Origin of the sequence: Micromonospora sonchi (assembly GCF_014646235.1) — a bacterium.
GTDB classification, from domain to species: domain Bacteria; phylum Actinomycetota; class Actinomycetes; order Mycobacteriales; family Micromonosporaceae; genus Micromonospora; species Micromonospora sonchi.
In genome coordinates this window covers 354,127-379,936 of sequence record NZ_BMNB01000001.1, presented here as the reverse complement: position 1 = coordinate 379,936, position 25,810 = coordinate 354,127, and the positions used below count along the sequence as shown (strand labels likewise).

Annotated in this window: 22 protein-coding genes and 1 pseudogene; 7 read left to right on the top strand and 16 right to left on the bottom strand. The window is 72.9% G+C overall.

Annotated features, from left to right (window positions below; all coding sequences use genetic code 11):
• Positions 1–13: 13 nt before the first annotated feature.
• A complete protein-coding gene (locus IEY61_RS01680; RefSeq protein ID WP_189040414.1) occupies positions 14–1,786 on the bottom strand; it encodes an O-antigen ligase family protein in 1,773 nt (590 codons plus the stop codon).
• Positions 1,787–2,041: 255 nt separating this feature from the next.
• Between IEY61_RS01680 and IEY61_RS01675 the strand changes: the two genes are divergently transcribed.
• Positions 2,042–3,841 carry a hypothetical protein gene (locus IEY61_RS01675; protein ID WP_189040413.1) on the top strand — a complete coding sequence of 600 codons (1,800 nt, stop codon included), beginning with the start codon at positions 2,042–2,044 and terminating at the stop codon, positions 3,839–3,841.
• 11 nt (positions 3,842–3,852) lie between these two features.
• Here IEY61_RS01675 and IEY61_RS01670 read toward each other — a convergent pair whose 3' ends face one another.
• The 7 genes from IEY61_RS01670 to IEY61_RS01640 all read right to left on the bottom strand — a co-directional run bounded on the left by IEY61_RS01670 (position 3,853) and on the right by IEY61_RS01640 (position 12,402).
• Positions 3,853–5,358, bottom strand: coding sequence for a flippase (locus IEY61_RS01670; RefSeq protein ID WP_189040412.1), 1,506 nt, complete (start codon positions 5,356–5,358; stop codon positions 3,853–3,855).
• Complete coding sequence (locus IEY61_RS01665; RefSeq protein ID WP_189040411.1) at positions 5,355–6,440, bottom strand: glycosyltransferase family 4 protein; 1,086 nt, start codon at positions 6,438–6,440, stop codon at positions 5,355–5,357. The genes IEY61_RS01670 and IEY61_RS01665 overlap by 4 nt, the downstream gene beginning before the upstream one ends.
• A complete protein-coding gene (locus IEY61_RS01660) occupies positions 6,437–7,513 on the bottom strand; it encodes a glycosyltransferase family 4 protein (RefSeq protein ID WP_189040410.1) in 1,077 nt (358 codons plus the stop codon). The genes IEY61_RS01665 and IEY61_RS01660 overlap by 4 nt, the downstream gene beginning before the upstream one ends.
• The gene (locus IEY61_RS01655) at positions 7,507–8,661 is read right to left on the bottom strand and encodes a glycosyltransferase (RefSeq protein ID WP_189040409.1); all 1,155 of its coding nucleotides are present in this window, start codon (positions 8,659–8,661) and stop codon (positions 7,507–7,509) included. Before IEY61_RS01655 ends, IEY61_RS01660 begins: the two co-directional genes overlap by 7 nt.
• Before the next feature lie 56 nt (positions 8,662–8,717).
• On the bottom strand, positions 8,718–9,884 hold the full coding sequence (locus IEY61_RS01650) for a glycosyltransferase family protein (protein ID WP_229705605.1): 1,167 nt from the start codon (positions 9,882–9,884) through the stop codon (positions 8,718–8,720).
• A gap of 128 nt (positions 9,885–10,012) precedes the next feature.
• Complete coding sequence (locus IEY61_RS01645; protein ID WP_189040407.1) at positions 10,013–11,134, bottom strand: glycosyltransferase; 1,122 nt, start codon at positions 11,132–11,134, stop codon at positions 10,013–10,015.
• Positions 11,134–12,402 carry a hypothetical protein gene (locus IEY61_RS01640; protein ID WP_189040406.1) on the bottom strand — a complete coding sequence of 423 codons (1,269 nt, stop codon included), beginning with the start codon at positions 12,400–12,402 and terminating at the stop codon, positions 11,134–11,136. Before IEY61_RS01640 ends, IEY61_RS01645 begins: the two co-directional genes overlap by 1 nt.
• Before the next feature lie 172 nt (positions 12,403–12,574).
• Between IEY61_RS01640 and IEY61_RS01635 the strand changes: the two genes are divergently transcribed.
• The 6 genes from IEY61_RS01635 (at position 12,575) to hutH (ending at position 20,485) form a co-directional block, all read left to right on the top strand.
• Positions 12,575–13,414 carry a MurR/RpiR family transcriptional regulator gene (locus IEY61_RS01635; protein ID WP_189040405.1) on the top strand — a complete coding sequence of 280 codons (840 nt, stop codon included), beginning with the start codon at positions 12,575–12,577 and terminating at the stop codon, positions 13,412–13,414.
• Between the two features lie 13 nt (positions 13,415–13,427).
• Entirely contained in the window at positions 13,428–15,116 is a 1,689-nt protein-coding gene (gene hutU / locus IEY61_RS01630) for a urocanate hydratase (protein ID WP_189040404.1), read from the top strand.
• A gap of 11 nt (positions 15,117–15,127) precedes the next feature.
• Positions 15,128–16,345 carry an allantoate amidohydrolase gene (locus IEY61_RS01625; RefSeq protein WP_189040403.1) on the top strand — a complete coding sequence of 406 codons (1,218 nt, stop codon included), beginning with the start codon at positions 15,128–15,130 and terminating at the stop codon, positions 16,343–16,345.
• Complete coding sequence (locus IEY61_RS01620) at positions 16,342–17,694, top strand: formimidoylglutamate deiminase (RefSeq protein ID WP_189040402.1); 1,353 nt, start codon at positions 16,342–16,344, stop codon at positions 17,692–17,694. The genes IEY61_RS01625 and IEY61_RS01620 overlap by 4 nt, the downstream gene beginning before the upstream one ends.
• A gap of 62 nt (positions 17,695–17,756) precedes the next feature.
• Entirely contained in the window at positions 17,757–18,953 is a 1,197-nt protein-coding gene (hutI, locus tag IEY61_RS01615) for an imidazolonepropionase (protein ID WP_189040519.1), read from the top strand.
• Positions 18,950–20,485, top strand: a complete 1,536-nt coding sequence (gene hutH, locus IEY61_RS01610; RefSeq protein WP_189040401.1) for a histidine ammonia-lyase — start codon at positions 18,950–18,952, stop codon at positions 20,483–20,485. The genes hutI and hutH overlap by 4 nt, the downstream gene beginning before the upstream one ends.
• Before the next feature lie 65 nt (positions 20,486–20,550).
• Here hutH and rdgB read toward each other — a convergent pair whose 3' ends face one another.
• From rdgB to clpS, 8 genes and pseudogenes are all read right to left on the bottom strand, one after another.
• Positions 20,551–21,168 (bottom strand): RdgB/HAM1 family non-canonical purine NTP pyrophosphatase, encoded by a 618-nt coding sequence (gene rdgB, locus IEY61_RS01605; RefSeq protein ID WP_189040400.1) that lies wholly within the window; start codon positions 21,166–21,168, stop codon positions 20,551–20,553.
• Entirely contained in the window at positions 21,165–21,893 is a 729-nt protein-coding gene (gene rph / locus IEY61_RS01600) for a ribonuclease PH (RefSeq protein ID WP_189040399.1), read from the bottom strand. Before rph ends, rdgB begins: the two co-directional genes overlap by 4 nt.
• An 88-nt stretch (positions 21,894–21,981) precedes the next feature.
• A complete protein-coding gene (locus tag IEY61_RS01595) occupies positions 21,982–22,728 on the bottom strand; it encodes an MBL fold metallo-hydrolase (RefSeq protein ID WP_189040398.1) in 747 nt (248 codons plus the stop codon).
• Positions 22,729–22,991: 263 nt separating this feature from the next.
• Positions 22,992–23,957, bottom strand: coding sequence for a PLP-dependent cysteine synthase family protein (locus IEY61_RS01590; RefSeq protein ID WP_189040397.1), 966 nt, complete (start codon positions 23,955–23,957; stop codon positions 22,992–22,994).
• Between the two features lie 112 nt (positions 23,958–24,069).
• A pseudogene (locus tag IEY61_RS01585) lies at positions 24,070–24,393 on the bottom strand (MoaD family protein); the annotation flags it as partial.
• A 61-nt stretch (positions 24,394–24,454) separates the two neighbouring features.
• Entirely contained in the window at positions 24,455–24,943 is a 489-nt protein-coding gene (locus IEY61_RS01580; protein ID WP_189040396.1) for a M67 family metallopeptidase, read from the bottom strand.
• Between the two features lie 53 nt (positions 24,944–24,996).
• Positions 24,997–25,491, bottom strand: a complete 495-nt coding sequence (locus IEY61_RS01575; protein ID WP_189040518.1) for a DUF2017 domain-containing protein — start codon at positions 25,489–25,491, stop codon at positions 24,997–24,999.
• 2 nt (positions 25,492–25,493) lie between these two features.
• Complete coding sequence (clpS, locus tag IEY61_RS01570; RefSeq protein ID WP_189040395.1) at positions 25,494–25,784, bottom strand: ATP-dependent Clp protease adapter ClpS; 291 nt, start codon at positions 25,782–25,784, stop codon at positions 25,494–25,496.
• Positions 25,785–25,810 lie beyond the last annotated feature (26 nt).

The following is a 25,810-nucleotide window of genomic DNA, read 5'->3' as shown; positions in this document are numbered from 1 at the left end:
CTCCGCACCGGGCCTACCGTACGCCGCGCTGGAACCCTGCCTGGCAGACGAGGATGCCGGCCGCGATGCCCGTCACCAGTGGCCACCGGCTCGTCTCGGACAGGAACGGTGCGGTCATCAGACACGGCGGCGCGATCAGGCAGAAGGCGGCGGTCACCCGACTCACCAGGTCACTGTCGGGGTCGCGCAGGCGGGCCAGCGCCACCAGGCCGGCGACCACGAAGAAGAGCACGACGAGCAGCGGCGCCAGCGGCCCGTAGCGCAGCCAGTCCTGCAACAGTTGGTTGTGCACGTAGATCCGCTCGGCCTGGTCGGCGGCCACGCCGGGAAGCTGCGGCGCGAGCGGGCCGATCCCGGTCCAGACGTTCGCGCGTACCTGCTCCCAGCCGATGCGGAGGTCGTCGAGGTGGCCACTGGTCGAGGCCGCCTGGTGCTCGGCGCTCGCCGACGTGGGACTGGGCGTGGGCGTGGCGGCGGGCGGCTCGGTCGGGTCGGGCGAGGAGGCCTGCTCGGTAGGCTGTGGCGCCTCGCTCTGCGCGGCCGGTCCGCCGGCCGGCTCGCTGATCGCCGGCGATGGGCTCGCGGCGGGCGGTTCGCCCGCCGGGGATGCGCTCGGGGCGGCAGATTGACTCGCGGGCGGCTCACTGGCCGCAGGCGGTTCGCTCGCCGGCGGGGCGCTCGGGGTGGGCGGCGCGGCGGTTTCGCCGCCGGCGAGTTCGAGGCTTCCCGCGCTACGCAGACCGACATCACCGGCCAGGCCCGGTGCGGCGAACACCACCGCCGCCACCACGACGCCCGCGAACGCGAGCTGCTGCAGCGTCCGCCGCCAGCGCGCCCAGGTGAGCACGAGGGCGGCGATGACGACGACCAGGGCCGCGAGCCAGACGCTCCGCCGGAAACTGATGACGACCAGTAGCGGTGCCACGACCGCGACGGTCAGGTGCCGCCAGTCCCAGCGCCATCCGGCGTACCCGAGCATGCCGATGGAGACCGCCGCCGCGATCGCGGGCAACGCCGAGTCGTAGTAGACGAAGTAGGCACTGAGCCGCTCGTCGGCGATCTCCCCGAGCGGGATGGCAACCGCCGCCGCGACGAGCAGGACGGTCAGCGCCGCTCCGACCGTCAGCGGCAACCACTTCCGGTCGTCCGGTAGCCACCGGAGACTCATCCCGATGACGAGCCCGAGCAACAACAGGACGAAGGGCCGGGCGTTCTGGTTGACGGCCGAGAAGACCGACTGGCCGTGCAGCAGGCCGACCCCGGTGGCCACGACGACGAGGCATGCGGCGATCCCGATCAGCATCCCGCCGGGGGAACGGAGCCGGGGCCGCTGCGCGGGCCACCAGCGTGCGGCGGCTGCGAGCGCGGCCGTCAGCGCGAGCGGCAGGATGATCGGGATCTTCCCGGTGCTGATCAGCAACTGGTGTCCCAGCGTGGTCAGCTCCCCGAATCGCCCGTTGGGCTTGATCTCCTGCGCGAGCACGGCCACCAGCACGATCCCCGTCACGGGCAGGCGGAGCACCAGCAGTGGCAGCGCGACCGCGAGGACGATCCCCACGGGTGACGGCAGCGCCCAGGCGAGGTACGCGGCGGAGAACGCCGCCACCGCGAACGACGCCCAGCCGAGCGGGTGTCGCGCGGTGGCAGCCAGGGGACGGAGGGCCCGCCGGACCGGGTGCGGCCCGCGCCCTGGATCGTCAGGCGGCTGCGGTCGGCCCACGGGCTGCGCCGAGGTGTGCAGATCGGTGTCGGTGGCCGAACCAGTCGACGTTGCTCTGGAACCCATCGCCGCCTTCGCCCCGTGACCCGGTTCCACCGGCCGGCCACGGCCCGGAACCCACTGACAACTCTGCCGGACCGGTAGCCGTGACGGTCGCCGGACGACCACAACCGAGGCGCCAGGTGACCAGGGCGGCCGTACATTGTGGTGAGTCGAACATCACGGCGCTGGGACCGTCGCGGCACACAGTATCAGGCTCGACGACGAGCGTTGTGGCGAAGTTGCGCCCGGCGGGCGCCCTGGACACCGGATTTCAGTACGATGCCCGCGACACGTCCCGCTTCCCGACCGGACGCCTCGCCACGGTCTCCCGTCGAGGTCGTCGACACCACCGGAGCCGAGATGATCACCCGCCGCAGACTGCTCGCCGTCGCCGGCGGCGCGGTCCTGGTCGGCGGTACGGTCCTGGCCGGTGACGCTCCGCGCCGCCGGCGAGTCGTGCTGCCGGCGCCCTCCGGCGGCGACGACACCGCCGCGCTCAACACCGCCCTCCGCGCCGGCGCGGGTGGCCTCGTCCAGGGGCGCCGGGGCGCCCGGTACCAGGTCAGTGGTCCGCTCCTGGTGCACAGCGGGACGATCCTGGTGATGGCGGGATGCACGGTCACGCTGACCACGGGCAGCGGTTGCAACCTGCTCACCAACCCAGCCGTCGTCGGTGGCGACCGAGACCGGAACATCACGGTCATCGGCGGCATCTGGGTCCGCGCCGAGGGGGTCGGCGGCAGCGGCATCGACCTGCACACACTGCTGTTCCGGCGGGTGGACCACCTCGTGCTGCAGCGGCTGGCGGTGCGGACCTCCGGCGACAAGTACGCGATCTCCCTGGGTGACGTCACCGACGCCACCGTCAGCCAGATCCGGTTCGACGTACGCTCCGACGGGGTGCACATCCAGGGGCCGGCCCTCCGGACCAGGGTCGCCACGATCCGAGGGACCACGGGCGACGACACGGTCGCCATCACGCCTCGCGACTGGCAGTCGTACGACGACGTCTCGGGGCCGGTCGTGGACACGGTGATCGAGGACATCGACGTCACCTCGGCCGCGGCGCTGGTCAAGGTGCTCGGCGGTTCGCCGGAGACCGCGGCGCTGCGCACCACCGTCCGCAAGGTGGCCGGTCTGGCCCACAACAATGTCGTCTGGGTCGGTGACGACACCGCGGAGTGGCGTACCACCGGCGGTCAGGTAAACGAGTTGGTGGTGGAGCAGGTCTCCGCGGCCACCGTCCCCGGTCGACACGTCGTGTACGTCAACGGCTCGAACGTCGGCCGCCTGCGCATCCGAGGGCTCACCTTCGCCGACCCGGCTGCGGACGGCGCGCTGGTTCGGGTCTCACCGCTGGCCGCCGCGATCTTTCCGGAGCTGACCGTCGAGGGTGTCGAGGCGACACATCTCGGCGCCGGGCCGGTCGTACGCGTCGATCCCACCGCCCGGGTCCAGCAGCTCCGGGTGGACCGGCTGGCGGTCGCCGCGTCCGACCCCGGCGCCTCGGTCCTCCAGGTCGCCGGCGCGGTGGACGAGCTGACCGTGCACCGGGTCAGCGCCGCAACGCCCGGTGACAGCTACCTGCTGGAACTGCCGCACTGGGAAAGGCACGCCACGGTACGCCGGGCGAGCATCTCCGACACGGGGGCCGCCGGCCGGGGTGGTGGTCTGGTTTCCGCGACGGCGGCCACCCATGTCCTGCCGCAGGTGGTTTTCAGCAACGTGCGGACGGCTGGCAAGTCGTGGCTGGCGGACCTGAACACCCGCACCGAACTGCGGCTGTCGCGCGTCATCATCGAGGACACCACCGGTGGCGTGGCGCGCGTACGCCGGTCGGGTGCAACGGTGGTCCGGGGCGACACGCTGCGAACCGCTCCCGACTCGGAGGGGGTGACGGTCGGCCCGGGCGGATCGGTGACCTCGTACGTGGTGGACCTGGCGGTGGACGTCAGCCGGCTGGTACGGGCCGACGGCAGCACGGCCACCAACACCAACGCCGAGCTGCCGTGCGGAGTCGGGCCGGTGGTCTGCGCCGGCCTGACCTGGCAGCACCTGCACACCGGCGCCACCTACTGACCGGCGACCGGTCAGAGTGCCCGGCGGGACAGCACCCGTTTGAGGTCCGCCACGGTGAGCGCCCGGGTGAGCAGCACCGCCGTACCGAACATGCCGGCGGCCAGCACCGCCTCGACCGGCCACGGCAGCCGGACCGACCACAGCACGGCGATCGTGGCGGCTCCGGCGACCCACACGCTCGTCAGTTCCCGGACGGGCAGTCGCGACGTCATCGCCCGGGCGGCCAGCAGACACGTCCCGACGCCGATGACCAGTTCGGTGCCGGCCGCGACCGCCGCCGCGCCCGTCGCTCCCCACCGGGCGCACGCCCAGAACTGCGCCGCGAGGTTGGCCACCGCCACCGAGACCGTCAACACCGCGACCGGCCGGACCATGCCGAGCGCCGAACAGATCGTCGTGCCGACGTAGCCCATCGTGACGCCGACGAAGGCCACGGCGAGCAGGATCAGCGGCCGGACCGCCGGGGTGTAGTCGTCGCCGTAGAGGTAGGCGACGAGGGCGGGCGCGAGCGCGATGAGCAGAACCGCCGTGCCCACACCGATCACCACACCGGTACGCGTCGCCAGGCTGAGAAGCAGTTCTCGGCGCTGGGCGCTCATGGCGAGGCTGGTCGCCACCAGCGGCAGCAACGGAGCCACCAGCATGGCCGGTCCGAGTTGGGCGACATCCAGGAACTTGTAGGCGGCCGAGTAGTAGCCGACCTCGGCGGCCCCCTGAAGGTGGAACAGCACCACCGAACCGAGGCGGTAGTAGGCCATGACCGCCAGTGAGCTGATCGCCAGCGGCCAGCTCAACGCGAAGATCCGGCCCGCCTCCGCCCAGGACGGTCGGCCGAGTGGCACCAGCCGCCGGTTGATCAGCACACCGATGCCGGTCTGCACCGTGACGACGGCGACGAAAAGCCAGGCGAGCAGGACGACGTCGCCGTCGATGCGGGCGATGACAACGACCGCGGCCAGCCAGAGGAGGCCCTGGACGAGAGCGAGGATGGCCGACACCTCAGGGCGGAAACGGGCGGTGGCCCCGGCGGTGAGGATGGCGGCGGCGGAGAGCGGGGTGGCGACCGCGATGACGCTGACGATCGCGCTGGACCCACCGAACGCCCCCTGGGCGGCCAGCACGAGCAGGACGACGGCCATCGCCAGCGCCGCCGAGGTGCGGATGAGCAGCCCCGTGCTCAGGATGCGGCCGGCGGCCGCCTTCTCACGCGCGATCCGGGAACTCACCGTGATCGTGGTGCCCATGTCGGCGACCTGCGCCGCCGCCGTACCGAGGGTGAGCGCAAGGGCGAAGAGGCCGTACCCCTCGGGGTTCAGGTAGCGGGCGAGCACGGACGTGGTCGCCATACCCACGACCAGGCCGACCAGCCGCAGCCCGAGGGAAACCAGCGTGGCCATGCTCAGGCCACGCGCGGATCGCGAGCCGTTCGAGACGCCCTGGTCAGCCGCCGGGGCGGTGCCGGCCGGCGCGACTTCCCGGCCGCCGGGCCCGGTCGTGGCCGCTTCCGGCGAGGTCACCGGGAACACTCCCGGAAAACCTGTTCGTACGCGTCAAGCCAGGTCTCGCGGCCGTGCCGCCGCTCGACGTACGCCACCCCGCTGCCCCGCTGGTCATCGAGCGCCGCCGCCCGCTCAGGCGACAGCTCCGCCGGTTCCGTGATCAGCAGACCGCCGCAGTGCGGCACCAGTTCGGTGCCGGGATCGTCGTGGAACGCCACGATCGGCAGCCCGGCAGCGGCGGCCTCGAGGACACTGGTCGGTGTGCCGTCGGTCGCGGCCCCACAATAGAGGTAAAGGTCAGCGGCGGCGAGCAGATCGGGCACGTCGTCGCGGTGACCGGTGAAGTGCACGTCGGCGCTGCCCGCGGCGAGCCGCTCCAGCCGCGTACGGTCCGGCCCGTCGCCGACCACCATCAGGGCGCTCCCACTGGCCAGCGCGGCCGCGATCGCCCGGTCGTGGCGCTTGGCGGCGTGCAGCCGGGCGGCGAGGATCGCGACCCGGCGCTCGTGGAACCGACTCGGGAGCAGCCGCTCGCGCAGCGCCGCCCGAGCCGCCGCCGGTGGGGCGACGTACCGCGCGGTGTCGATCGCGTTCGGCACCACGATCAGCTTGTCCCGACCGATCACCGGTGCCAGGTCGTCGGCCACCGCCGCGCTGACGCAGACCACCCGGGAGACGTTTCCGGCGGCGCGCGCGTAGCCCGTCAGCAGCAGGCGGCCGGCCGGGCCACCCAGCCACCGCCCGTGCTCGGTCCAGACCACCGGCGCCCGCCGGGACAGCGGCCCGGTCAGGGCGATCTGTTCCCGCTTGAACTGGAGGTGGTAGACCGAGGCGTCGGCGATTCTCCGGGTCCTGTGCCGTTCCACGGGCACCCGCAGGACCCCGGCGGCCATCGTGCGGCGCGACCACTTCGGCCCGAGCGCGATTTCTCGTCGGTCGAGGCCCTGTTCCGTCCAGCCGGGACACCGCCCGTACAGGAGAACGTGGTGGTCCCGCTGTCGCAGCCCCTGACCCAGTGCCACGGTGTGCGCCTCGGCGCCACCGGCGGTGTCCGAGACGGAGACCATCGTGACCGTCAACGTGGACAACTCGCTGCTCACCCCCGCCCCTCGGTGCGGCGCTGCCGGGCGAGGGTGTACTCGTGCCGGAAGCGGCCGGCGGCATCCGCGCTGTCCAGCGGCGTTGCGCCGGTCCCGTACGCGGCGAGGACGGCGTCGCGTACCGCCGCGACGCTGGTGTCCCGGGCGACGACGGTGGCCAGTTCGGCGAGCCCGCCGCACGGCACCACGGCGGTCGGCACGCCCAACCGGGCCGCTACCGCCAGGACGCCGGACTGGCTGGCGATCTGGTACGGCGCGACGACGACGTCGGCAGCCGCGACCAGCGCGGTGAAGTCCTCGACGGACAGGTATCGGTAGTCCGTGGTGACCGCCGCCCCGGTCCGGGTGACCAAGGCGTTCAACTGCCGGCCCGGCCCGAGATCCTCGCCGACCACCGCGCCCCGCCAGCCCGGCAGCTCCGCCAGCGCCCGGACGAACAGTTCCGGGTTCTTGTCGGCCCGCACCTGGCCGGGCAGCAGCGCGAGCCGGGCGCCGTCCGGGGACAGTTCGGCGCGCCAGCGGGCGACGAGTTCCCGGTCCACGGGTGGGGTCCACTGCACCAGGGGCACCCGTGCCACGTTCGCCACCCCCCGGTGCAGCAGCGTGTGCCGGTCGGCCGCCGAGTAGACGAGGACCCGGTCGGCGTCCGCCAGCGCGCTGCGCAACGCCCGGCCCCCACCCGGCGCGCTCGACCGGACGAAGGTGTTGTGCGGGCTGGTGACCACGGTTGCCTGGCGGCGCCGGGCCACCGAGATCAGCTCCGGGGTCAGCGCGAACAGGCCTTGGATGTGGACGACGTCAGCGGGATCGATCGCCCGGTACAGGTGCGGCAGCGTCCGGACGACGTATCGGGCCGACGTCCTCGCCTGCCGGACCAACCGGTGGGGCGACGCGCGGTGCCAGCCGACGCACCGGCACAGGCGCACCGAATCGGGAGCCGGGTCACAGTCCTCGGCGGTGTGCACGACCACGTCCATGCCGAGCGCCGTCAGGCCGGCCGCGACCTCGACGCAATGGTTGAAGACGCCGCCCCGGCCACCGGACTCGACGAGGTGGACCTGCCGGATCAGCATGCTGCCCGCCGACCGGCGAGGTCGGCCACCGCGCCGACCGCCGCGCCGACCGTCCGGGACCAGTCGAGCGCCGAGCAGCACTGCCAGCCGGTGTGCTCCCGCACGTGCCGGGCGGGCGGGTTTCGCAACGCGTCGACAACCGCCTTCGCGAAGGAGCGCGGGTCCTCCCCCACCCAGTAGGCGTCGACATCCCGTACGGCGTCCGGAAGCCCCTGCACAGCGAAGGGGCTCATCACCACGGACCGCCCCCGCGACATCGACTCGGTGAGTTTCAGCTGGGCTCCGCCGCCGGTGGTGGCGGGAGCGACGGTCACCGCGGCGTTCGCGTACGCCGCCGACACGTCGTCGAGCGTGCCGAGGACGGTGACCCCGGCGACGGCGGCGAACTCCGGGGCCAGCGCCTCGCTGCGCCGCCCGGCGATCATCAGCCTGGCCTCGGGCGACTCGGCACGCACCAGCGGCCAGACGGTCCGCACCAGCGCCCGCAGCGCCGACACGTTCGGCTCGTAGTCGTAGGACGCCAGCGCGAGGACGTACCCGTCCGGGGGCGAGGGATGGTACGGCCGGATCTTCACCCCGTTGGGGGCGAACACCACATCGCTGGTCCACTCCCGCAGCAGGGCCAGGTCGGGTCGGGAGAGGGCGACGCAGAGAGCGGCCCGGGTCGCCACCCGTGGCTCCCAGTGGCCGGCCTTGACCGCCTCCACCCGGCGGGCCAGCCGTTGCCAGCCCCGACCGGAGGTGACCAGGGTCCGCAGGCGACGACTCTCGATGTTGGCGAACTCGACGACGTTCGGCAGCCGATGGAGCCCGGCCGGTGCCCACGCGGCCAGGTAGGAGTGGGACCAGTAGACCGCATCGGGCCGGAACTCCTCGCGGAGCGCGTCGAGCTGGTCGGCGACCGGCGCCAGGTAGTGCCCACCGAGGTGGGGCCGGCCGGAGACCCGGGTCCGCCGGGCCGGCGGAGCCGACCAGGACAGCGGGCGGGTCGCGACCGGCGGATCCGGTTGTCGGACGCCGTGGTCGGGGAACGCCACCAGCACGTCGACGTGGCGGCTCAGCGCCTCCGCCACCCGGGCGGTACGGATCCGCCCGCCGTGTTCCGCCGGCCAGGGCGGCTCCACCGTGACCAACAAGACCCGATTCATGTTCGCAACTCCGGGGTACGACCGTCGCGCGGTCGGCGAGCGTCGGTCATGGTCCGCTATCGCCCACGGGCCAACTCGCTCTCCAGCAGGGTGCGCAGCACCGCGCCGCGCCCCTGCCAGCCGTGCTCCGCCGCGCTCGTCATCCGGTCGGTCAGGACGGTGTCGGTGACCGGCACGATCAGCTCCAGCAGGCGGGCCGCGAAGTCGTCGACCCCGGCAACCGTCACGTGCGGGTTGGCGCGCGCCAGCTCGACCACCGCCGGCAGCCCGGTGCTCAGCACCGCCAGCCCGGAGGAGAGGTACTCGAAGCACTTCAGCGGGCTGACCCCGCGTGTGTAGTCGTTGATGGCGTACGGAATGAGACCCACCGCGCACGTGCCGGCGACCTCGGCGAGCTGAGCGGGTGTGAGCACACCGAGGTGGCGGGCACCCAGTTCCTCCAGCCGCCGCAGCTGGGTGTCGAAGCTGCCCCCACCGGCCGCGAGCGGACCGGCCAGCAGCAACTCACCCCGCCCGCGCAGGGCGGCGGCGACCGACTCGAGCAGGCGCAGGTCGAGCTTGTGGACGGTGAGGTTCCCGGAGAAGAGGACCGCGGGCCGGCGCTGCGATGGCGGCCTGCTGGCCGCCGTGAAGACGGACACGTCCGCGACGTTCGGCAGCAGCTCGATCCGGGGGAAGCCGGCAGCGGCGAGATGCTCCTGGACGGCCTTGCTGGTGGCGATGGCGACGGCGGTACGCGACGCGAGGGAACGCTCGCCGCGGCCCACGGCGACGCCGTCCACCCCGGGAAAGGTCGCCAGCAGGTCCACGCAGTGGTAGATGACCGCGTCCGCCGAGTCCTCCAGGCCGTACGTGACCGGGGTGAACGTCCAGAGCACGCGCGGACGTGGGCTGGCGAGCCAGTCACTGGTGGCACGTCGTAGCAGGGCCCGGTTGATCGGGCGCGTCGGCGCCCGGTGCACCGGCAGCACGAGCGGCGACACGATCCGCGAACCGGCCGGCCGGGGGCGGTGCGCCGAGTTTTCGTGCCGGTCGCCGAACGCCCGACGCGCCCGCGCGGCCATCCGGAGGACGTCGTCGCGCCGGAGCTTGGGTCGGCGCAGGCCCAACGACTCGACGAACGTCACGTTCGCGGTACGCGCCAGCTCCCGGGTGACGTAGTGCTGGTTGGTCGCGATCGGGGAGTCCCACTCGGCGGTGCCCAGCACCAGGACGTCAGGCACCGGAACGTCATCGGGTCGAGCCTGCTGCGGCAGCGCCGTCACCATAGGTCATCTCCAGCTCGCTGGGTGGTGAGCCCCGCGCAACACTAAGGGAGACAGCAGGCGGGTGCCAGCCGCTGTCCGGTCGGTCAACCCTCGTCGGTCAGCCAGGCGGCGATGTTGGCCTGGAAGGTCTGCGGAGTGAAGCGTTGGGCGTTGGCCAGGGCCGCCGCGCCGGACAGCCGCGCCGCCTGCCGGACGGCGTCCACATAGGCGGCCGGGTCGGTGCTGTCGAGCAGGAAGCCGGTCTCGCCCGTCACCACCGTCTCCAACAGCCCGCCGCGGGCCCAACCCACCACCGGCGTGCCGCAAGCCTGCGCCTCCACCGGGATGATGCCGAAGTCCTCGAACGCCGGGTAGAGCAGCGCGATCGCACCCCAGTACAGTTCGCGTAGCCGCTCCTTGGACGGCCGGAACTCGAACTCGACCGGCACGTCGACGCGGTTGGCCAGCCGGCGCAGGTGCGCCTCCTCCGGCCCGCCGCCGGCGATCACCAGCGGCAGCCGCGCCGCCGCAGCGATCTCGATCATCAGGTCGAAGTTCTTGTACGGGATCCAGCGGCCGACGCCCAGCAGATAGCGGCGGTCCTGGTCGCGTACCTGCTCGGGAGCGGCCCGGAAGTAGTCCACCTCCACCGGCGGATTGATCACCCGGGCGTCGCGGCCCCAGCAGCGGCGAATCCGACCCTGCACCTCCCGGGAGTTCGCCGCGTAGCCGTGCACGTGCCGGCTCAACCGTTTGTCGGCAGCCTGGAGCACGGCGCGCATCGGCGCGAGTATCGGGTTGGCGCCCCGCTGATCCAGTTCCGGGCTCCACACGTAGCGGGCGGGCGAGTGCACGTAGCTCAGATGGCGGGTCCGGCCGGGGTCACCGACCTTGACGGTGTGCGCGAAGGCGTGACTCGATGAGATGACGGTGTCGTAGCTCGCGCGGGTGAGCGTCCGCCAGGCCAGTGGCATCAGCGGCAGCGCGAGCGCCTTGCTCCGCCGCAACGGGGTGCTGGCCAGCCAGGATTCCTGGATCTCGCGGTCCACCGTCGCGTCGTCTTCCTTCCAGAGCACGAAGCGATCCGCGTGCGGCACGACCTCGGCCATGCTCAGGAAGACCTGCTCGGAACCACCGGTGGCGCCGAACCACTCGTGGACCAGCGCGACGGAGCGGTCGGCGAGCGGCCGAACGGCCGAACCGGGCGCGGACGAGGTGAGGCTCATCAGAAGACGACCACGTCCCGGATGTAGCCGGCTAAACGGCGCAGTTGGTAGGCCTCCGGCACAGGCGCGGTCATCCGGATCACGACCTGGCGGTTGACCAGCGAAGCCTCGCCACTACGGAAGTAGGCGACCACGATCAGGCCGTGCCGCTGCTCGCCGTCGACCTCGATGATCTGCTCGGCGTAGCTGGCGTACTCGCCGCTGCGGATCCACTGGGCGCCCCAGGCCTCCTCGACCGCGCGCATGGCGTTCTGCCACTGGGTGTTGCACGGCTCGGGGCAGTCCCGCACGATCAACTCGCCGCCGGTCGCCGGCTGGCCGGGGGTCGAGTTGCCGCAGTTGTACTTGACGTACCCGTCGGCCCGGGCGGCGAGCGTGCACTGCCAGCCGGCCGGCACCTTGACCGGGAAACCAACCCCCTCGAGGTCGGTCAGCGTCTGCACCTCGTCCAGTTCGGTGAACTTCGGCCACTGGGTCGGCCACGCGCCGGGCTTCGGCGGCTCGACTCCGGGTGACTGCGGGGGTGCCGTCGGCAGGACCGGCGGTGCGACGGTCGCGACCCCGCTCGGCGTGCCCGGTGGCTGGTCGCTGTCGTCCGACAGCGCCCAGGCCGCCACCCCGCCGATGCTCGCCACCACCACGACCAGCGCGACGATGGTGATCCACAGTGGGGGGTGACGTCGGCGTGGCGTGGACGGGACGATCCGCGGTGTCTGTGCGGAGAAGGGATCTGCCGGCGTGGGCTGGGGGCTCGGCGACTGCGGCGCGGCGGAGATCGGGGACGGCTGCCAGGCCGTGGCGGGCGAGGCCGGGGCACCCGAGATCGGCATCGGCGCTCCGGAGGCGGCCTCGGGCGGACCGGAAGCCGGCGTCCCGGAGACGGGCAAGCCGGAAGCCGGCGCCCCGGAGACGGGCGGACCGGAAGCTGGCGAACCGGAGACGGGGACGCCGGAATCCGGGGCGGGGGTGTACTCCACCCCCAGCGCCTGGAAGAGCTTCTCGGCCGCCGGGCCCGCCTCGGCCGGGTACGCCACCCAGGGTTCGGCGGCGGAGAAGTCGGCGTACACGAAGGAAGGGCCGCCCGGCGTCTGCGCGAGAGAGTTGACTATCCCGGCGAACGCGTCCCGCCAGCCTTCGGTGGCCGCCACAGTGGCGTCCAGGATGGCCACCGTCACAAAGCGACCCTGCTGGTCGAGCGCCGCCCACGCTTTGCCGACCGGCGACCCGCCCAGCAGGTGGGTGTACCGGTAGGGGCCGTCCGGCTGCATGCACAACTCCTCTGCTCGACCGCCGTGCGGATCCTACCGAGGCACCGCACGTCACCCGGACCGCCGACCCCCGCACTCCCGGTAGCCGCCACGAATTCGCAGCTCAGCAAATTCCACAGTGGAGTCATGCAACGTCTTGCCCGATGAAAGTTTTCATGCATAGAGTCAAAGGGTGAATGACGGAGCTGCGACGGAGCGGGTCGTCGGCCTGTTCGACGGGGTGCGGCTCACCCCGACGCAGCGCCGCATCGCGCACTGCCTGGTGCGGCACGCTCCCGCCGTCGGCTACCTCTCCGCCGCCGAGGTCGCCGAGCTGGCCGGGGTCAGCCAGCCGTCGGTCACCCGGTTCGCGGTGGCGCTGGGCCACGACGGCTATCCCGCACTGCGCCGCCGGCTGCGCGAGCTGACCGCCGCCGCACCGGGTCCGACCGCCGTCGGCAACGAACTCCAGCAGGCGGTACGCGCCGAGATCGGCAACCTGGACCGGCTGGCCGAGCAGCTCGCCGACCGGGAGCGGATCGCCGAGACCGGGCGGCTGCTGGCCGCCAGCCGCCCGCTGCCGGTGCTCGGCCTGCGCGCCGCCGCGCCACTGGCCGCGTACTTCGCCTACTTCGCCGCCAAGGTGCACCCGGACGTGCGGGTGCTCGATGACGGGGGCAGCCTGCTCACCGACCGGCTGGAGCAGGCCGCCGCGGCCGGGGCGCAAGCGCTGCTCGCCTTCGTGCTGCCCCGCTACCCCCGGGAGACGCTGGACGCGCTGGATGAGGCCCGCGCCGCTGGCCTCACCGTGATCGCGATCACCGACTCGCCGGTCAGCCCGGCGACCGAACACGCCGACGTGGTGCTGCCGGCCGCGGTCGGCGCGCAACTCGTCTTCGACCTGCACACCGCCCCGATGACCCTGGCCATGGTGCTGCTCCAGGCGATCTGCGACGCCGCGCCGGCCGACACCCAACGACGACTGGAGGCGTTCGAAGCCTCGGCCGCCCGTCGACAGTTGTTCCTCGGTTAGGAGGAAACCCACGATGACGCAAGCCAACCAGGCAGGCCACGACGCCGGGCCGATTCGGGCCGCGCGCGGTTCGCAACGCAGCGCCCGGGGCTGGCCGCAGGAGGCCGCGCTGCGGATGCTGATGAACAACCTCGACCCGGAGGTCGCCGAGCGCCCCGACGACCTGGTCGTCTACGGCGGCACCGGGAAGGCGGCCCGGGACTGGCCGTCGTACCACGCCCTGGTGCGGACGCTGACCGACCTGCGCGACGACGAGACGATGCTGGTGCAGTCGGGCCGTCCGGTCGGCGTGCTGCGCACCCACGAGTGGGCACCCCGGGTGCTGCTGGCCAACTCCAACCTGGTGGGCGACTGGGCGACCTGGCCGGAGTTCCGCCGCCTGGAGCAGCTCGGCCTGACCATGTACGGGCAGATGACCGCCGGTTCGTGGATCTACATCGGCACCCAGGGCATCCTCCAGGGCACCTACGAGACGTTCGCCGCGGTGGCCGCCAAGCTCGCCGGCGCCCGCGGCGACGGGCAGCCGGGCGGCAACGACACCCTCGCCGGCACGCTGACGCTGACCGCCGGCTGTGGCGGGATGGGTGGGGCGCAGCCCCTCGCGGTGACCATGAACGGCGGCGCCTGCCTGATCGTGGACGTGGACCGGTCCCGGCTGGAGCGCCGGGTGCACGACCGGTACCTGGACGAGATCGCCGACAGCCTGGACGACGCGGTCGAGCGGGTCCTCGCGGCGAAGCGGGACGGTCGGGCGCTCAGCGTCGGCGTGGTCGGCAACGCCGCCACCGTCTTCCCCGAGCTGCTGCGCCGGGGCGTACCGGTCGACGTCGTCACCGACCAGACCAGCGCGCACGACCCGCTGTCGTACCTGCCGGACGGGGTGGAGCTGGCCGACGCCCGCGACTACGCGAAGGCCAGGCCGGCCGAGTTCACCGACCGGGCCCGGGCATCGATGGCGAGACACGTCGAGGCGATGGTGGGCTTCCTGGACGCTGGCGCCGAGGTCTTCGACTACGGCAACTCGATCCGGGGCGAGGCCCGCCTCGGCGGGTACGAGCGGGCGTTCGACTTCCCCGGCTTCGTGCCGGCGTACATCCGGCCGCTGTTCTGCGAGGGCAAGGGCCCGTTCCGGTGGGCGGCGCTCTCCGGCGACCCGGCCGACATCGCTGCCACCGACCGGGCGATCCTCGACCTGTTTCCGGAGAACGAGTCCCTCGCCCGCTGGATCCGGCTGGCCGGCGAGCGGGTCGCCTTCCAGGGCCTGCCGGCCCGGATCTGCTGGCTCGGCTACGGCGAGCGCGACAAGGCGGGCGTACGGTTCAACGAGATGGTCGCCGCAGGCGAGCTGAGCGCGCCGGTGGTGATCGGCCGGGACCACCTGGACTGCGGCAGCGTGGCCAGCCCGTACCGGGAGACCGAGGCGATGGCCGACGGCTCCGACGCGATCGCCGACTGGCCGCTGCTCAACGCGCTGGTGAACACCGCCAGCGGCGCGTCCTGGGTGTCCATCCACCACGGCGGCGGCGTCGGCATCGGCCGCTCCATCCACGCCGGCCAGGTCTGCGTCGCCGACGGCACCCCGCTGGCCGGGCAGAAGATCGAGCGGGTGCTCACCAACGACCCGGCGATGGGTGTGATCCGGCACGTCGACGCCGGCTACCCCACCCCGCACACCGACGTCCGCATCCCGATGGCGAAGTAAGGAAGGGCCCCTTGTTAACGCATACGGTAGAGGAAGGGCCCCTTTTTAACAGGTTCCGTCAGCTCTGGGACGAGATCGCGCCGATCGGACGCGACGAGCACAGCGGCGGCTACCTGCGGTACGCGCTGACCGAGCCGGAGCTGCGGCTGCGGGAGTGGTTCCGAAAGCAGGCCGACGCGCGGGACATGCCGGTCGCCGAGGACGGCAACGGCAACCTGTTCGCCTGGTGGGGCGACCCGGAGGCCGGCAACGCGGTGCTGACCGGCAGCCACTTCGACTCGGTGCCGCACGGCGGGGCGTACGACGGGCCGCTGGGCATCGTCAGCGCCTGGCTGGCCGTCGACGAACTGCGCGCGGCCGGCGTGTCGCCAGCCCGTCCGCTGGCCGTCGGCGCGTTCGTCGAGGAGGAGGGGGCCCGGTTCGGCGTACCGTGTCTGGGGTCGCGGCTGCTCACCGGGCAGCTCGACGCCGCCCGCGCGGGCGCGTTGCGCGACGCGGCCGGGGTGAGCTTCGCCGAGGCGCTGGGCGCCCGACCGGCGGGGGCCGACCCGGCGCTGCTCGGCCGGATCGCCGCCTTCGTGGAGCTGCACGTCGAGCAGGGCCGCGCGCTGGTCGACCAGACCGCGCCGGTCGCGGTGGCCAGCGCGATCTGGCCGCACGGACGTTGGCGCCTCGACTTCACCGGCGAAGGCAACCACGCCGGTACGACCCGGATGGCCGACCGCCGCGACCCCATGCTGACGTACGCGTTCACCGTGCTCGCCGCGAACAAGGAGGCCCGGCTGCGCGACGCCCACGCCACAGTGGCCCGGGTGGCCGTGGAACCGAACGCGACCAACGCGATCCCGTCCCGGGTGACCGGCTGGCTGGACGCCCGGGCCGCCGAGCCGGAGACGCTGGCCGAGCTGGTCGAGGCGGTACGCGCCAAGGTCGTCGAGCGGGCCCGCCGCGACGGCACGCGGGTCACGCTGACCGAGGAGTCGGCGACCCCGCTGGTGGCGTTCGACGGAGGGCTGGCCGACCGGCTGGCGCGGCTGCTGGACGCACCGGTGCTGCCCACCGGGGCGGGGCACGACGCGGGGGTGCTCGCGGCACACGTACCCACGGCGATGCTCTTCGTCCGCAACCCGACCGGGGTGTCGCACTCCCCCGCCGAGTCGGCCACCGACGCCGACTGCGTCGCCGGGGTGACCGCCCTGGCGAAGGTGCTGGAGGAGTTGACGAGATGACCCGCTGGCTCGCCGAGTACGCATGGCTGCCCGAGCAGGCCGAGCCGACCCCGGACGTGCTGATCGAGACCGCCGAGGGCCGGATCAGCGCCGTCACCCCGTTGGCGCCGTCCGGCCGTCCGGACGCCGGGGTCGACGTGCTGGCCGACGCGGTCCGGTTGCCGGGGCTGACCCTGCCCGGGCTGGCCAACGCCCATTCGCACGCCTTCCACCGGGCGCTGCGCGGGCGGACCCACGGCGGGCGCGGTGACTTCTGGAGCTGGCGTGAGCAGATGTACGCCGTCACCACCCGGCTCGACCCGGACTCCTACCTGGCGCTGGCGCGGGCGGTCTACGCCGAGATGGCCCTGGCCGGCATCACCTGCGTCGGCGAGTTCCACTATCTGCACCACGGTCCCGGCGGCACCCCGTACGACGACCCGAACGCGATGAGCGCGGCGCTGGTCGAGGCGGCGGCGCACGCCGGGATCCGGCTGACCCTGCTGGACACCTGCTACCTGACCGCCTCCGTGGACGGCCAGCCGCTGGCCGGACCGCAGCGGCGCTTCGGCGACGGTGACGCGCTGCGCTGGGCCGACCGGGTCGCCGCGTTCACCCCGGACGGCGCGCACGCCCGCCTCGGCGCGGCGATCCACTCGGTGCGCGCGGTGCCGGCCGAGCAACTCGCCACGGTGGCCGGTTGGGCGGACCGGCGGGACGCGCCGCTGCACGTACACCTCTCGGAGCAGCCCGCCGAGAACGACGCCTGCCGGGCGGTGCACGGCCGCACCCCGACCGGCCTGCTCGCCGACCACGGCGTGCTGGGCCGGTCCACCACGGCGGTGCACGCCACCCACCCGACCAGCGCCGACCTGAACCTGCTCGGGGAGAGCCGGACCGGGGTCTGCCTCTGCCCCACCACCGAGCGGGACCTCGCCGACGGCATCGGGCCGGCCCGGCGGATGGCCGACGCCGGCGTCCCGCTCAGCCTGGGCAGCGACAGCCACGCCGTGATCGACCCGTTCGAGGAGGCCCGCGCGGTCGAGTTGGACGAGCGGCTGCGGACCCGGCGGCGGGGCCACTTCACCCCGGCGGAGCTGCTGACGGCGGCGAGCGCGGCCGGGCACGCCGCGCTGGGCTGGACCGACGCCGGCCGGATCGCGGCCGGTGACCGCGCCGACCTGGTCACGGTGCGGCTGGACAGCGTACGCACGGCCGGGGTGACCCCGGCGGGCGTCTGGTTCGCGGCCAGCGCCCCCGACGTCACCCAGGTGGTGGTGGACGGCCGGGTGCTGGTGCGCGACGGCCAGCACCTGACCGTCGACGTACCGCAGGAACTGGCCACGTCGATCGCGGAGGTGACACGGTGAGCGCGAGGAGTGAGCTTGCGAGCCCCGCAGTCGCGAACAGAGGAAGGCACAGCCTCGGAAGCCTGCTTGTGCAGAACATCGGTGAGCTGGTCACCAATGTGGCCGGCACGGGCGAGGGCGGGCCGCTGGGCATCCGACGGCGCGCGGCGGTGCTCGTCGAGGACGGCGCGGTGGCCTGGGTGGGGCCGACCGCCGACGCGCCGGCCGCCGACCGGCGGATCGACGCCGACGGCGCGGCGGTGCTGCCCGGGTTCGTGGACAGCCACGCCCACCTGGTCTTCGCCGGAGACCGGGCCACGGAGTTCGCCGCCCGGATGGCCGGGCAGCCGTACACCGGCGGCGGCATCCGGACCACGGTCCGCGCCACCCGCGCCGCTTCCGACGACGAACTGCGCGCCACCGTGCGCCGGCTGCGCGCCGAGGCGTTGCGGCAGGGCACCACCACGATCGAGATCAAGAGTGGGTACGGCCTCACCGTCGCCGACGAGGCCCGCTCGCTGCGGATCGCCGCCGAGGTGAGCGGGGAGACCACCTTCCTCGGCGCGCACGTGGTGCCGGCCGAGTACGCCGACCGCCCCGACGACTACGTCTCGCTGGTCTGCGGACCGATGCTGGTCGCCGCCGCGCCGTACGCCCGCTGGATCGACGTCTTCTGTGAGCAGGGCGCCTTCGACGCCGACCATGCCCGGGCGATCCTCGCCTGCGGGCGGGCCATGGGTCTCGGGGTGCGGGTACACGCCAACCAGCTCGGCCCCGGCCCCGGCGTGCAGCTCGGCGTGGAGTTGGGGGCGGCCAGCGTGGACCACTGCACCCACCTGAGCGACGCCGACATCGACGCGCTGGCGTCGACCCGGTTCGACTGCATGTGCGCCGACGGCGGGCACACCACCACCGTCGCGACCCTGCTGCCCGGTGCCGAGTTCTCCACCCGGTCGCCCTACCCGGACGCGCGCCGGCTGCTCGACGCCGGAGTCACCGTGGCGCTGGCCACCGACTGCAACCCCGGCTCGTCGTACACCTCGTCGATGCCGTTCTGCGTCGCGCTGGCCGTACGCGAGATGCGGATGACCCCGGCGGAGGCGGTGTGGGCCGCGACCGCCGGTGGGGCGCGGGCGTTGCGCCGCGACGACATCGGGGTGCTGCGGCCCGGCGCCCGGGCCGACCTGGTCATCCTCGACGCCCCGTCCCACCTGCACCTGGCCTACCGGCCCGGGGTGCCCCTGATCCGCCAGGTCCTGCACAACGGAGCACCGATATGACCGTGACCATTCTGCCCACCGGGATCTCCCCGGCCGACGTGCTCGCCGTGGCGCGCGGCACCGCCAAGATCGTGCTCGATCCGGCTGCCGTCGACGCCATGGCGGCCAGCCGGTCCATCGTGGACGACATCGAGGCCGCGGGCCGTCCGGTGTACGGCGTCTCCACCGGCTTCGGTGCCCTGGCCAACACCTTCGTCGTCCCCGAGCGGCGGGCCGAACTCCAGCACGCGCTGATCCGGTCGCACGCCGCCGGCGTCGGCGCGCCGATGCCGCGGGAGGTGGTCCGGGCGATGATGCTGCTGCGGGTCCGCTCGCTGGCCCTGGGCCGCTCCGGGGTGCGCCCGTTGGTCGCCGAGGCGCTGGTGGACCTGCTCAACCACGACGTCACCCCGTGGGTGCCGGAACACGGCTCGCTGGGCGCCTCCGGCGACCTGGCGCCGCTGGCGCACTGCGCGCTGGTGCTGCTCGGCGAAGGCTGGGTGCTCGGCCCCGACGGTGAGCGGGTGCCGGCCGGCGACTCGCTGCGCCGGGCCGGCCTCGCCCCGATCGGGCTGGCCGCCAAGGAGGGGCTGGCGCTGATCAACGGCACCGACGGCATGCTCGCCATGCTGCTGCTGGCGATCCACGACGCGGCGCACCTGTTCACCATGGCCGACGTGACCGCCGCGCTGGCCATCGAGGCGATGCTCGGCTCGGAGCGGCCGTTCCTGCCGGAGTTGCACGCCATCCGCCCGCATCCCGGGCAGGGCGTCTCGGCGGCGAACATCCACCGGTTGTTGCAGGACTCCCGGGTGATGGACTCGCACCGCGACGACCTGGCGCACGCGGTGCAGGACGCGTACTCGATGCGCTGCGCGCCGCAGGTCGCCGGCGCGGCCCGGGACACCTTGGAATTCGTGCGCACGGTGGCCGGGCGGGAGCTGGCGTCGGTGGTGGACAACCCGGTGGTGCTGCCCGACGGCCGGGTGGAGTCCACCGGCAACTTCCACGGCGCACCGCTGGGCTTCGCCGCCGACTTCCTGGCCATCGCCGCCGCCGAGGTGGGCGCGATCGCCGAACGCCGGGTCGACCGGCTGCTCGACGTCACCCGCTCCCGCGACCTGCCGGCCTTCCTCTCCCCCGACGCCGGGGTCAACTCGGGGCTGATGATCGCCCAGTACACGGCGGCCGGCATCGTCGCGGAGAACCGCCGGTTGGCCGCGCCCGCCTCGGTGGACTCGCTGCCCACCAGCGGCATGCAGGAGGACCACGTCTCGATGGGCTGGGCCGCCACAAAGAAGCTGCGCACCGTCCTGGACAACCTGACCAGCCTGCTCGCGGTGGAGCTGCTGGCGGGCGTACGCGGACTTCAGCTCCGGGCGCCGCTGACCCCGTCCCCGGCCGGCCGGGCGGCGATCGCCGCGCTCGGCGGGGTCGCCGGCGAGCCCGGCCCCGACGTCTTCCTCGCGCCGGTGATGGAGGCGGCCCGCGCCGTGGTCGCCAGCCCCGACCTGCGCGCCGCCATCGAACAGGAGATCGGCCCCCTCGGCTGAGCGCGGTGTGCAGGGACGTTGGCAGTGCTGCGGCGGGCGACTCACGACCCGCCGGGCAGGGCCGGTCAGGCCGCGGCGGGGAGGACCTTGGCGACCAGGGCGGCCAGTTCGCGCAGGGCCTTGCCGCGGTGGCTGATCGCGTCCTTCTCCTCGGGGGTCAGTTCGGCGTTGGTGCGGTCCTGGCCGTCGCCGAGAAAGATCGGGTCGTAGCCGAAGCCGCCGTCGCCGCGCGGGGCGCGCAGCAACCGGCCCGCCTGCCTGCCGTCGACCAGGTGTTCCTTGCCGCCGGGCAGCACCAGCGCGATCGTGCAGACGAAGGAGGCGCCCCGGTGCTCGTCCGGCACGTCGGCGACCTGGTCCAGCACCAGTAGGAGGTTCGCCTGGTCGTCGCCGTGCCGGCCGGCCCAGCGGGCGCTGAACACCCCGGGCATTCCGTTGAGCGCGTCGACGGCCAGCCCGGAGTCGTCGGCGATCGTCGGCAGCCCGGTGCGCCGGCAGCCCTCCCGCGCCTTGATCAGCGCGTTCTCGCCGAAGGTCAGCCCGGTCTCCGGCAGCTCCGGGTACGCCTCGACGTCGTCCAGCCCGATCAGGGCGATCCGGTGCGCGCCGAGTGCCCCGTCGAGGATGCGCTGCAACTCGATGAGCTTCTTGCGGTTCCGGGTGGCGAGCAGCACCTTGTTCATAGAGAAAGAGCCTTCCGCTGGGCTTCGGCCAGTTCCACGCAACCGGCGACGGCCAGGTCTAGCAGGGCGTCCAACTGCTCGCGGGCGAACACCCCGGCCTCGCCGGTGCCCTGCACCTCGACGAAGTCACCGGCGCCGGTGCAGACCACGTTCATGTCGACCTCGGCGGCCACATCCTCCTCGTAGCACAGATCCAGGCGCGGCTCGCCGTTGATCACGCCGACGCTGATCGCGGCCACCGACCGGTGCATCACGTTCTCCGGCTTACCGGCCAACGCCTTGCGCGCGGCGAGCCAGGTCACCGCGTCATGCAGGGCCACGTACGCGCCGGTGATCGCCGCCGTCCGGGTGCCGCCGTCGGCCTGCAGCACGTCACAGTCGAGCACGATCGAGTTCTCCCCGAGCGCCTTGAGGTCGATCGCGGCCCGCAGGCTCCGGCCGACCAGCCGGGAGATCTCATGGGTACGCCCACCCACCCGGCCCTTGACGCTCTCCCGGTCGGAGCGGGTGTTCGTGGCCCGGGGCAGCATCGCGTACTCGGCGGTGACCCAGCCCAGCCCGGAGCCCCGGCGCCAGCGGGGCACGCCCTCGGTGACGCTCGCCGTGCAGAGCACCCGGGTCGCACCGAACTCCACCAGTACGGAACCCTCCGGGTGGGTGCTCCAGCCTCGGGTCAGGGTCACCGGTCGAAGTTGGTCGGGCCGTCGCCCGTCAGGTCGCGCCATGCCCTGCACCCTATGTGCTGCCCTGATCGAACCGTCCCCGGGTGTCCACCAGTCGGCGAACAGTGCGGCACGAACCCGCCCCGGCGGGTCAGATGTCGTAGCTGGCGCCGGGACGGACCACCTCCAGCGGGCCGGCGTACGCGGCCGCGGCGGAGGCCACCGTCTGTGCCTCGCTGCCCCAGGCGTCCACCAGGTGGGTCAGCAGGAGCCGCCCGACCTGGGCCTTGGCCGCCGCCTCGCCCGCCTCACGGCCGGTGAGATGCAGGTCCGGCGGGTTGTCCACCCCGTCGAGGTAGCTGGCCTCGCAGAGGAAGACGTCGGCGTTCTGGGCCAGCCGCAGCAGCGCCTCGCAGGGGGCGGTGTCCGAGGAGTAGCAGAGGACCCGGCCGCCGTGCTCCAGCCGGACGCCGTACGTCTCCACCGGGTGCAGCACCCGGTCGACGGTCACGGTGAACGGGCCGATCGGGAAGGTGCCGGGTTGCAGCGCGTAGAACTGGTACACGTCCTCGACGGTGCTGTTCTCCTGGCCGTAAACTGCGGCGAGCCGGTCCGGTGCGCCGGCCGGCGCGTAGACCGGCAGCGGCGGATACGGGCCGTCGGGGGCGTACCGCCGGACCACGACGTACGACGCGGCGTCGAGGAAGTGGTCGCAGTGCAGGTGGGTCAGGAGGATCGCATCCGGGGCGTGCAGCCCGGCGTAACGCTGGAGGGTGCTCAGCGAGCCGGGGCCGAAGTCGACCAGGAGCCGGAAGTTCTCGGCCTCGACCAGGTACGCCGAGCAGGGGGACTCGGGTCCGGGGAAGCTGCCCGCACAGCCCAGGACGGTCAGTCGCATCGAGTTGTCCCGCTGTCACGGTAGGTAGCGGTCCTGCCGGCCGCCGCTCCGGCGGTGATCACTACCGACGCGTACGCCACGCTGGGAGCCTACGCCCGCCTGCGCGAAGGCAAGAATGATCTGCTGGAAGTTGTCACCAACGTGACACCGCTTCGCCCGTCCGATCGACGTCGCGTTGGCTGAGTGGCTGATCAGGGTGACCCGACGTGACGAGGGCCACCGGCCGATCGCCGGTGGCCCTCCTGAATGTCACTCTCCCCAGGTCACGCCCAGAGCTGCCCGTCCAGGGCCTCCTCGGCGTCGGCGAGGGTGCCGCCGTACGCGCCGGTGCTGAGGTACTTCCAGCCGCCGTCGCTGACCACGAAGGCCACATCGGCGCGGCGGCCGTCGCGGACCGCCTCGTGCGCCACCGCGAGCGCCGCGTGCAGCACCGCCCCGGTGGAGAAGCCGACGAACAGCCCCTCGACCTCCACCAGCTGCCGGGTACGCAGCACCGCGTCCCGGGTGCCCACCGAGAACCGCCGGTTGAGCACGGTGGCGTCGTACAGCTCCGGGACGTAGCCCTCGTCGATGTTGCGTAGGCCGTAGACCAGCTCGCCGTACCGCGGCTCGGCGGCGACGATCTGAATGCCCTCGACCTTCTCGCGCAGGTACCGCCCGGTGCCCATCAGGGTGCCGGTGGTGCCCAGCCCCGCCACGAAGTGGGTGATCGTCGGCAGGTCCTGGAGCAGTTCGGGACCGGTCGTCTCGTAGTGCGCCCGGGCGTTCGCCTCGTTGCCGTACTGGAAGAGCATCACCCAGTCCGGATGTTCGGCGGAGATCTGCTTGGCGGTGGCGACGGCCTGGTTGGAGCCGCCCGCCGCCGGCGAGAAGATGATCTCCGCGCCGTACATCCGGAGCAGTTGCACCCGCTCGGTCGAGACGTTCTCCGGCATCACGCAGACCAGCCGGTAGCCGCGCAGCTTGGCCACCATGGCCAGGGAGATGCCGGTGTTGCCGCTGGTGGGCTCCAGGATCGTGTCCCCCGGCCGCAGTCGACCGGCCGCCTCCGCGGCCCGGACCATGAACAGGGCCGCCCGGTCCTTGATGCTGCCGGTCGGGTTACGGTCCTCGAGCTTCGCCCAGAGCCGCACCGGCGGCGCCCCGTCGGGCACCGTCGGCGACAGTCGGGGCAGCCCCACCAGAGGCGTCCCGCCGCAGGCGTCCAGCAGGCTGTCGTACCGCGCCATCGCGGCCGCCTCAGCCGGCGGTGACGGCGCTGTGCTGCGCGACCGTCACAGCGGCGGCGGCGCTGTGCCCGCTGATCGCCGCAGCGGCGGCGCTGTGCCCGCTGATCGCCGCAGCGGCGGCGCTGTGCCCGCTGATCGCCGCGGCGGCGGCGAAGCCGAACGCGCCGCCGGCCACCGCGGGCAGGATCGTGACGCTGTCACCGTCGGAGAGCTTGGCGTCCAGCGCGCCGAGGAAACGCACGTCCTCGTCGTTGACGTAGACGTTGACGAAACGGTGCAGTGCGCCGGCCTCGGTCACCAGCCGCGCACGCAGCCCGCCGTGCCGGGAGTCAAGGTCGGTGAGCAGGTCGTTCAGCGTGTCGCCGCCGCCCTCGACGACCTTCGCGCCGCCGGTGTAGCTGCGCAGGATGGTGGGGATGCGAACCTCAATGGCCATGGTGTCGTACTCCTTGATCAGGTGTGCTCGGTGACGGAAAGGTGCGCCGGGGCTGAAAAGGTCAGTTGCCCGAACACTCGTAGTCGACCGTCGCCGGGCTCTGCCCGAACATGTAGGACTGCACGGCGTGCGGATCCACCCCGGCGTCGAGGATCCGCACCGGCTCCTCGGTGACCACCCCGTCCACGATCCGGAAGGAGCGGATCTCCTCCGTGTCGGGTTCGCGGGTGGAGACGAGTAGATAGTGCGCACCCGGCTCACCGGCGAAAGCGACGTCCGTACGCGACGGGTAGGCCTCCGTGGCGGTGTGCGAGTGGTAGATGACGATGGGCTCCTCGTCCCGATCGTCCATCTCCCGCCACACCCGCAACTGCTCCATCGAGTCGAACTCGTAGAACGTCATCGAGCGGGCGGCGTTGTCCATCGGGATGTGCCGGGTCGGCTTGTCGCTGCCGACGGGACCGGCGACCACGCCACAGGCCTCGTCGGGGTGATCCCGACGAGCGTGGGCGACGATCGCGTCAACGATCGACCGGTCGATGCTCAGCACGCCGACAAGCCTAGCGCCGGCACTGGCAGACCGCGAGGCGGTGCCGGTCACAGTCACTCGATCAATGCGTTGAGCAGGGATTCCTGGAGGTAACCCAGGTAGGCGTAGACCGAAAGCTGGAACACCCGGCTGGAGGAAGGGTCCGCGGCGACGGCCTCGTCGAGCTCGGCACCCAGGTCCGTCCCGTCCTTGATCTCCAGGCGTACGCCCATGGCCAGCCGGGCGTCGTTGAGCGCCCGCAACCACGCCTCGGCCGCCTCGGCGTCCAGGCGCACCTCCCCGCCGCCGTTGTCGGGCAGCGCGGCCAGGATCGCCCCGGCCTGGTCGATCTTCGCGGTCTTCAGATCACCCTCGGTGTACCGGCGGAACTCCGCGGCCCCCGCCGCGTCCTCCGGGTACGCCTCGGGAAAGAGCCGGCTCACCACCGGGTCGGAATGGTCGAACCCGTCGGTGAGTAGACCGACGACCTCGGAGGCGACCTTGCGCAGCACGCGCACCTCGTCGATGGCCAAGCTGGCGACGTACCGGTCACCCCGGCGGCGGAACATGCTCACGACCGATCCACCGTCGCCCAGAGTCCGTAGGCGTGCAGTTGGGAAGCGTCGTGCTCCATCCGCTCCCGGGCGCCGCTGGAGACCACGGCCTTCCCCTTGTAATGCACGTCCAGCATGAGCTGCTCGGCCTTCTCCCGGCTGTAGCCGAAGAGCCTCTGGAACACCCAGGTCACATACGTCATCAGGTTGACCGGGTCATCCCACACGATCGTCACCCACGGCCGGTCGGGAACCGGCACCTCATCGGTGTCCGGGGTCTCGACCGGTGCAACCTGCGGAGCCGCCATGCCCCCCATCGTGCCACCGGATCGGC

What these genes read in the sequence shown, in the direction of transcription:
- IEY61_RS01680 (WP_189040414.1), bottom strand. Translation starts at nt 1,786, where the DNA reads ATGGGTTCCAGAGCAACGTCGACTGGTTCGGCCACCGACACCGATCTG.
- IEY61_RS01675 (WP_189040413.1), top strand. Translation starts at nt 2,042, where the DNA reads ATGCCCGCGACACGTCCCGCTTCCCGACCGGACGCCTCGCCACGGTCT.
- IEY61_RS01660 (WP_189040410.1), bottom strand. Translation starts at nt 7,513, where the DNA reads ATGCTGATCCGGCAGGTCCACCTCGTCGAGTCCGGTGGCCGGGGCGGC.
- IEY61_RS01655 (WP_189040409.1), bottom strand. Translation starts at nt 8,661, where the DNA reads ATGAATCGGGTCTTGTTGGTCACGGTGGAGCCGCCCTGGCCGGCGGAA.
- IEY61_RS01645 (WP_189040407.1), bottom strand. Translation starts at nt 11,134, where the DNA reads ATGAGCCTCACCTCGTCCGCGCCCGGTTCGGCCGTTCGGCCGCTCGCC.
- IEY61_RS01640 (WP_189040406.1), bottom strand. Translation starts at nt 12,402, where the DNA reads ATGCAGCCGGACGGCCCCTACCGGTACACCCACCTGCTGGGCGGGTCG.
- hutU (WP_189040404.1), top strand. Translation starts at nt 13,428, where the DNA reads ATGACGCAAGCCAACCAGGCAGGCCACGACGCCGGGCCGATTCGGGCC.
- IEY61_RS01620 (WP_189040402.1), top strand. Translation starts at nt 16,342, where the DNA reads ATGACCCGCTGGCTCGCCGAGTACGCATGGCTGCCCGAGCAGGCCGAG.
- hutH (WP_189040401.1), top strand. Translation starts at nt 18,950, where the DNA reads ATGACCGTGACCATTCTGCCCACCGGGATCTCCCCGGCCGACGTGCTC.
- rdgB (WP_189040400.1), bottom strand. Translation starts at nt 21,168, where the DNA reads ATGAACAAGGTGCTGCTCGCCACCCGGAACCGCAAGAAGCTCATCGAG.
- rph (WP_189040399.1), bottom strand. Translation starts at nt 21,893, where the DNA reads ATGGCGCGACCTGACGGGCGACGGCCCGACCAACTTCGACCGGTGACC.
- IEY61_RS01595 (WP_189040398.1), bottom strand. Translation starts at nt 22,728, where the DNA reads ATGCGACTGACCGTCCTGGGCTGTGCGGGCAGCTTCCCCGGACCCGAG.
- IEY61_RS01590 (WP_189040397.1), bottom strand. Translation starts at nt 23,957, where the DNA reads ATGGCGCGGTACGACAGCCTGCTGGACGCCTGCGGCGGGACGCCTCTG.
- IEY61_RS01575 (WP_189040518.1), bottom strand. Translation starts at nt 25,491, where the DNA reads ATGTTCCGCCGCCGGGGTGACCGGTACGTCGCCAGCTTGGCCATCGAC.
- clpS (WP_189040395.1), bottom strand. Translation starts at nt 25,784, where the DNA reads ATGGCGGCTCCGCAGGTTGCACCGGTCGAGACCCCGGACACCGATGAG.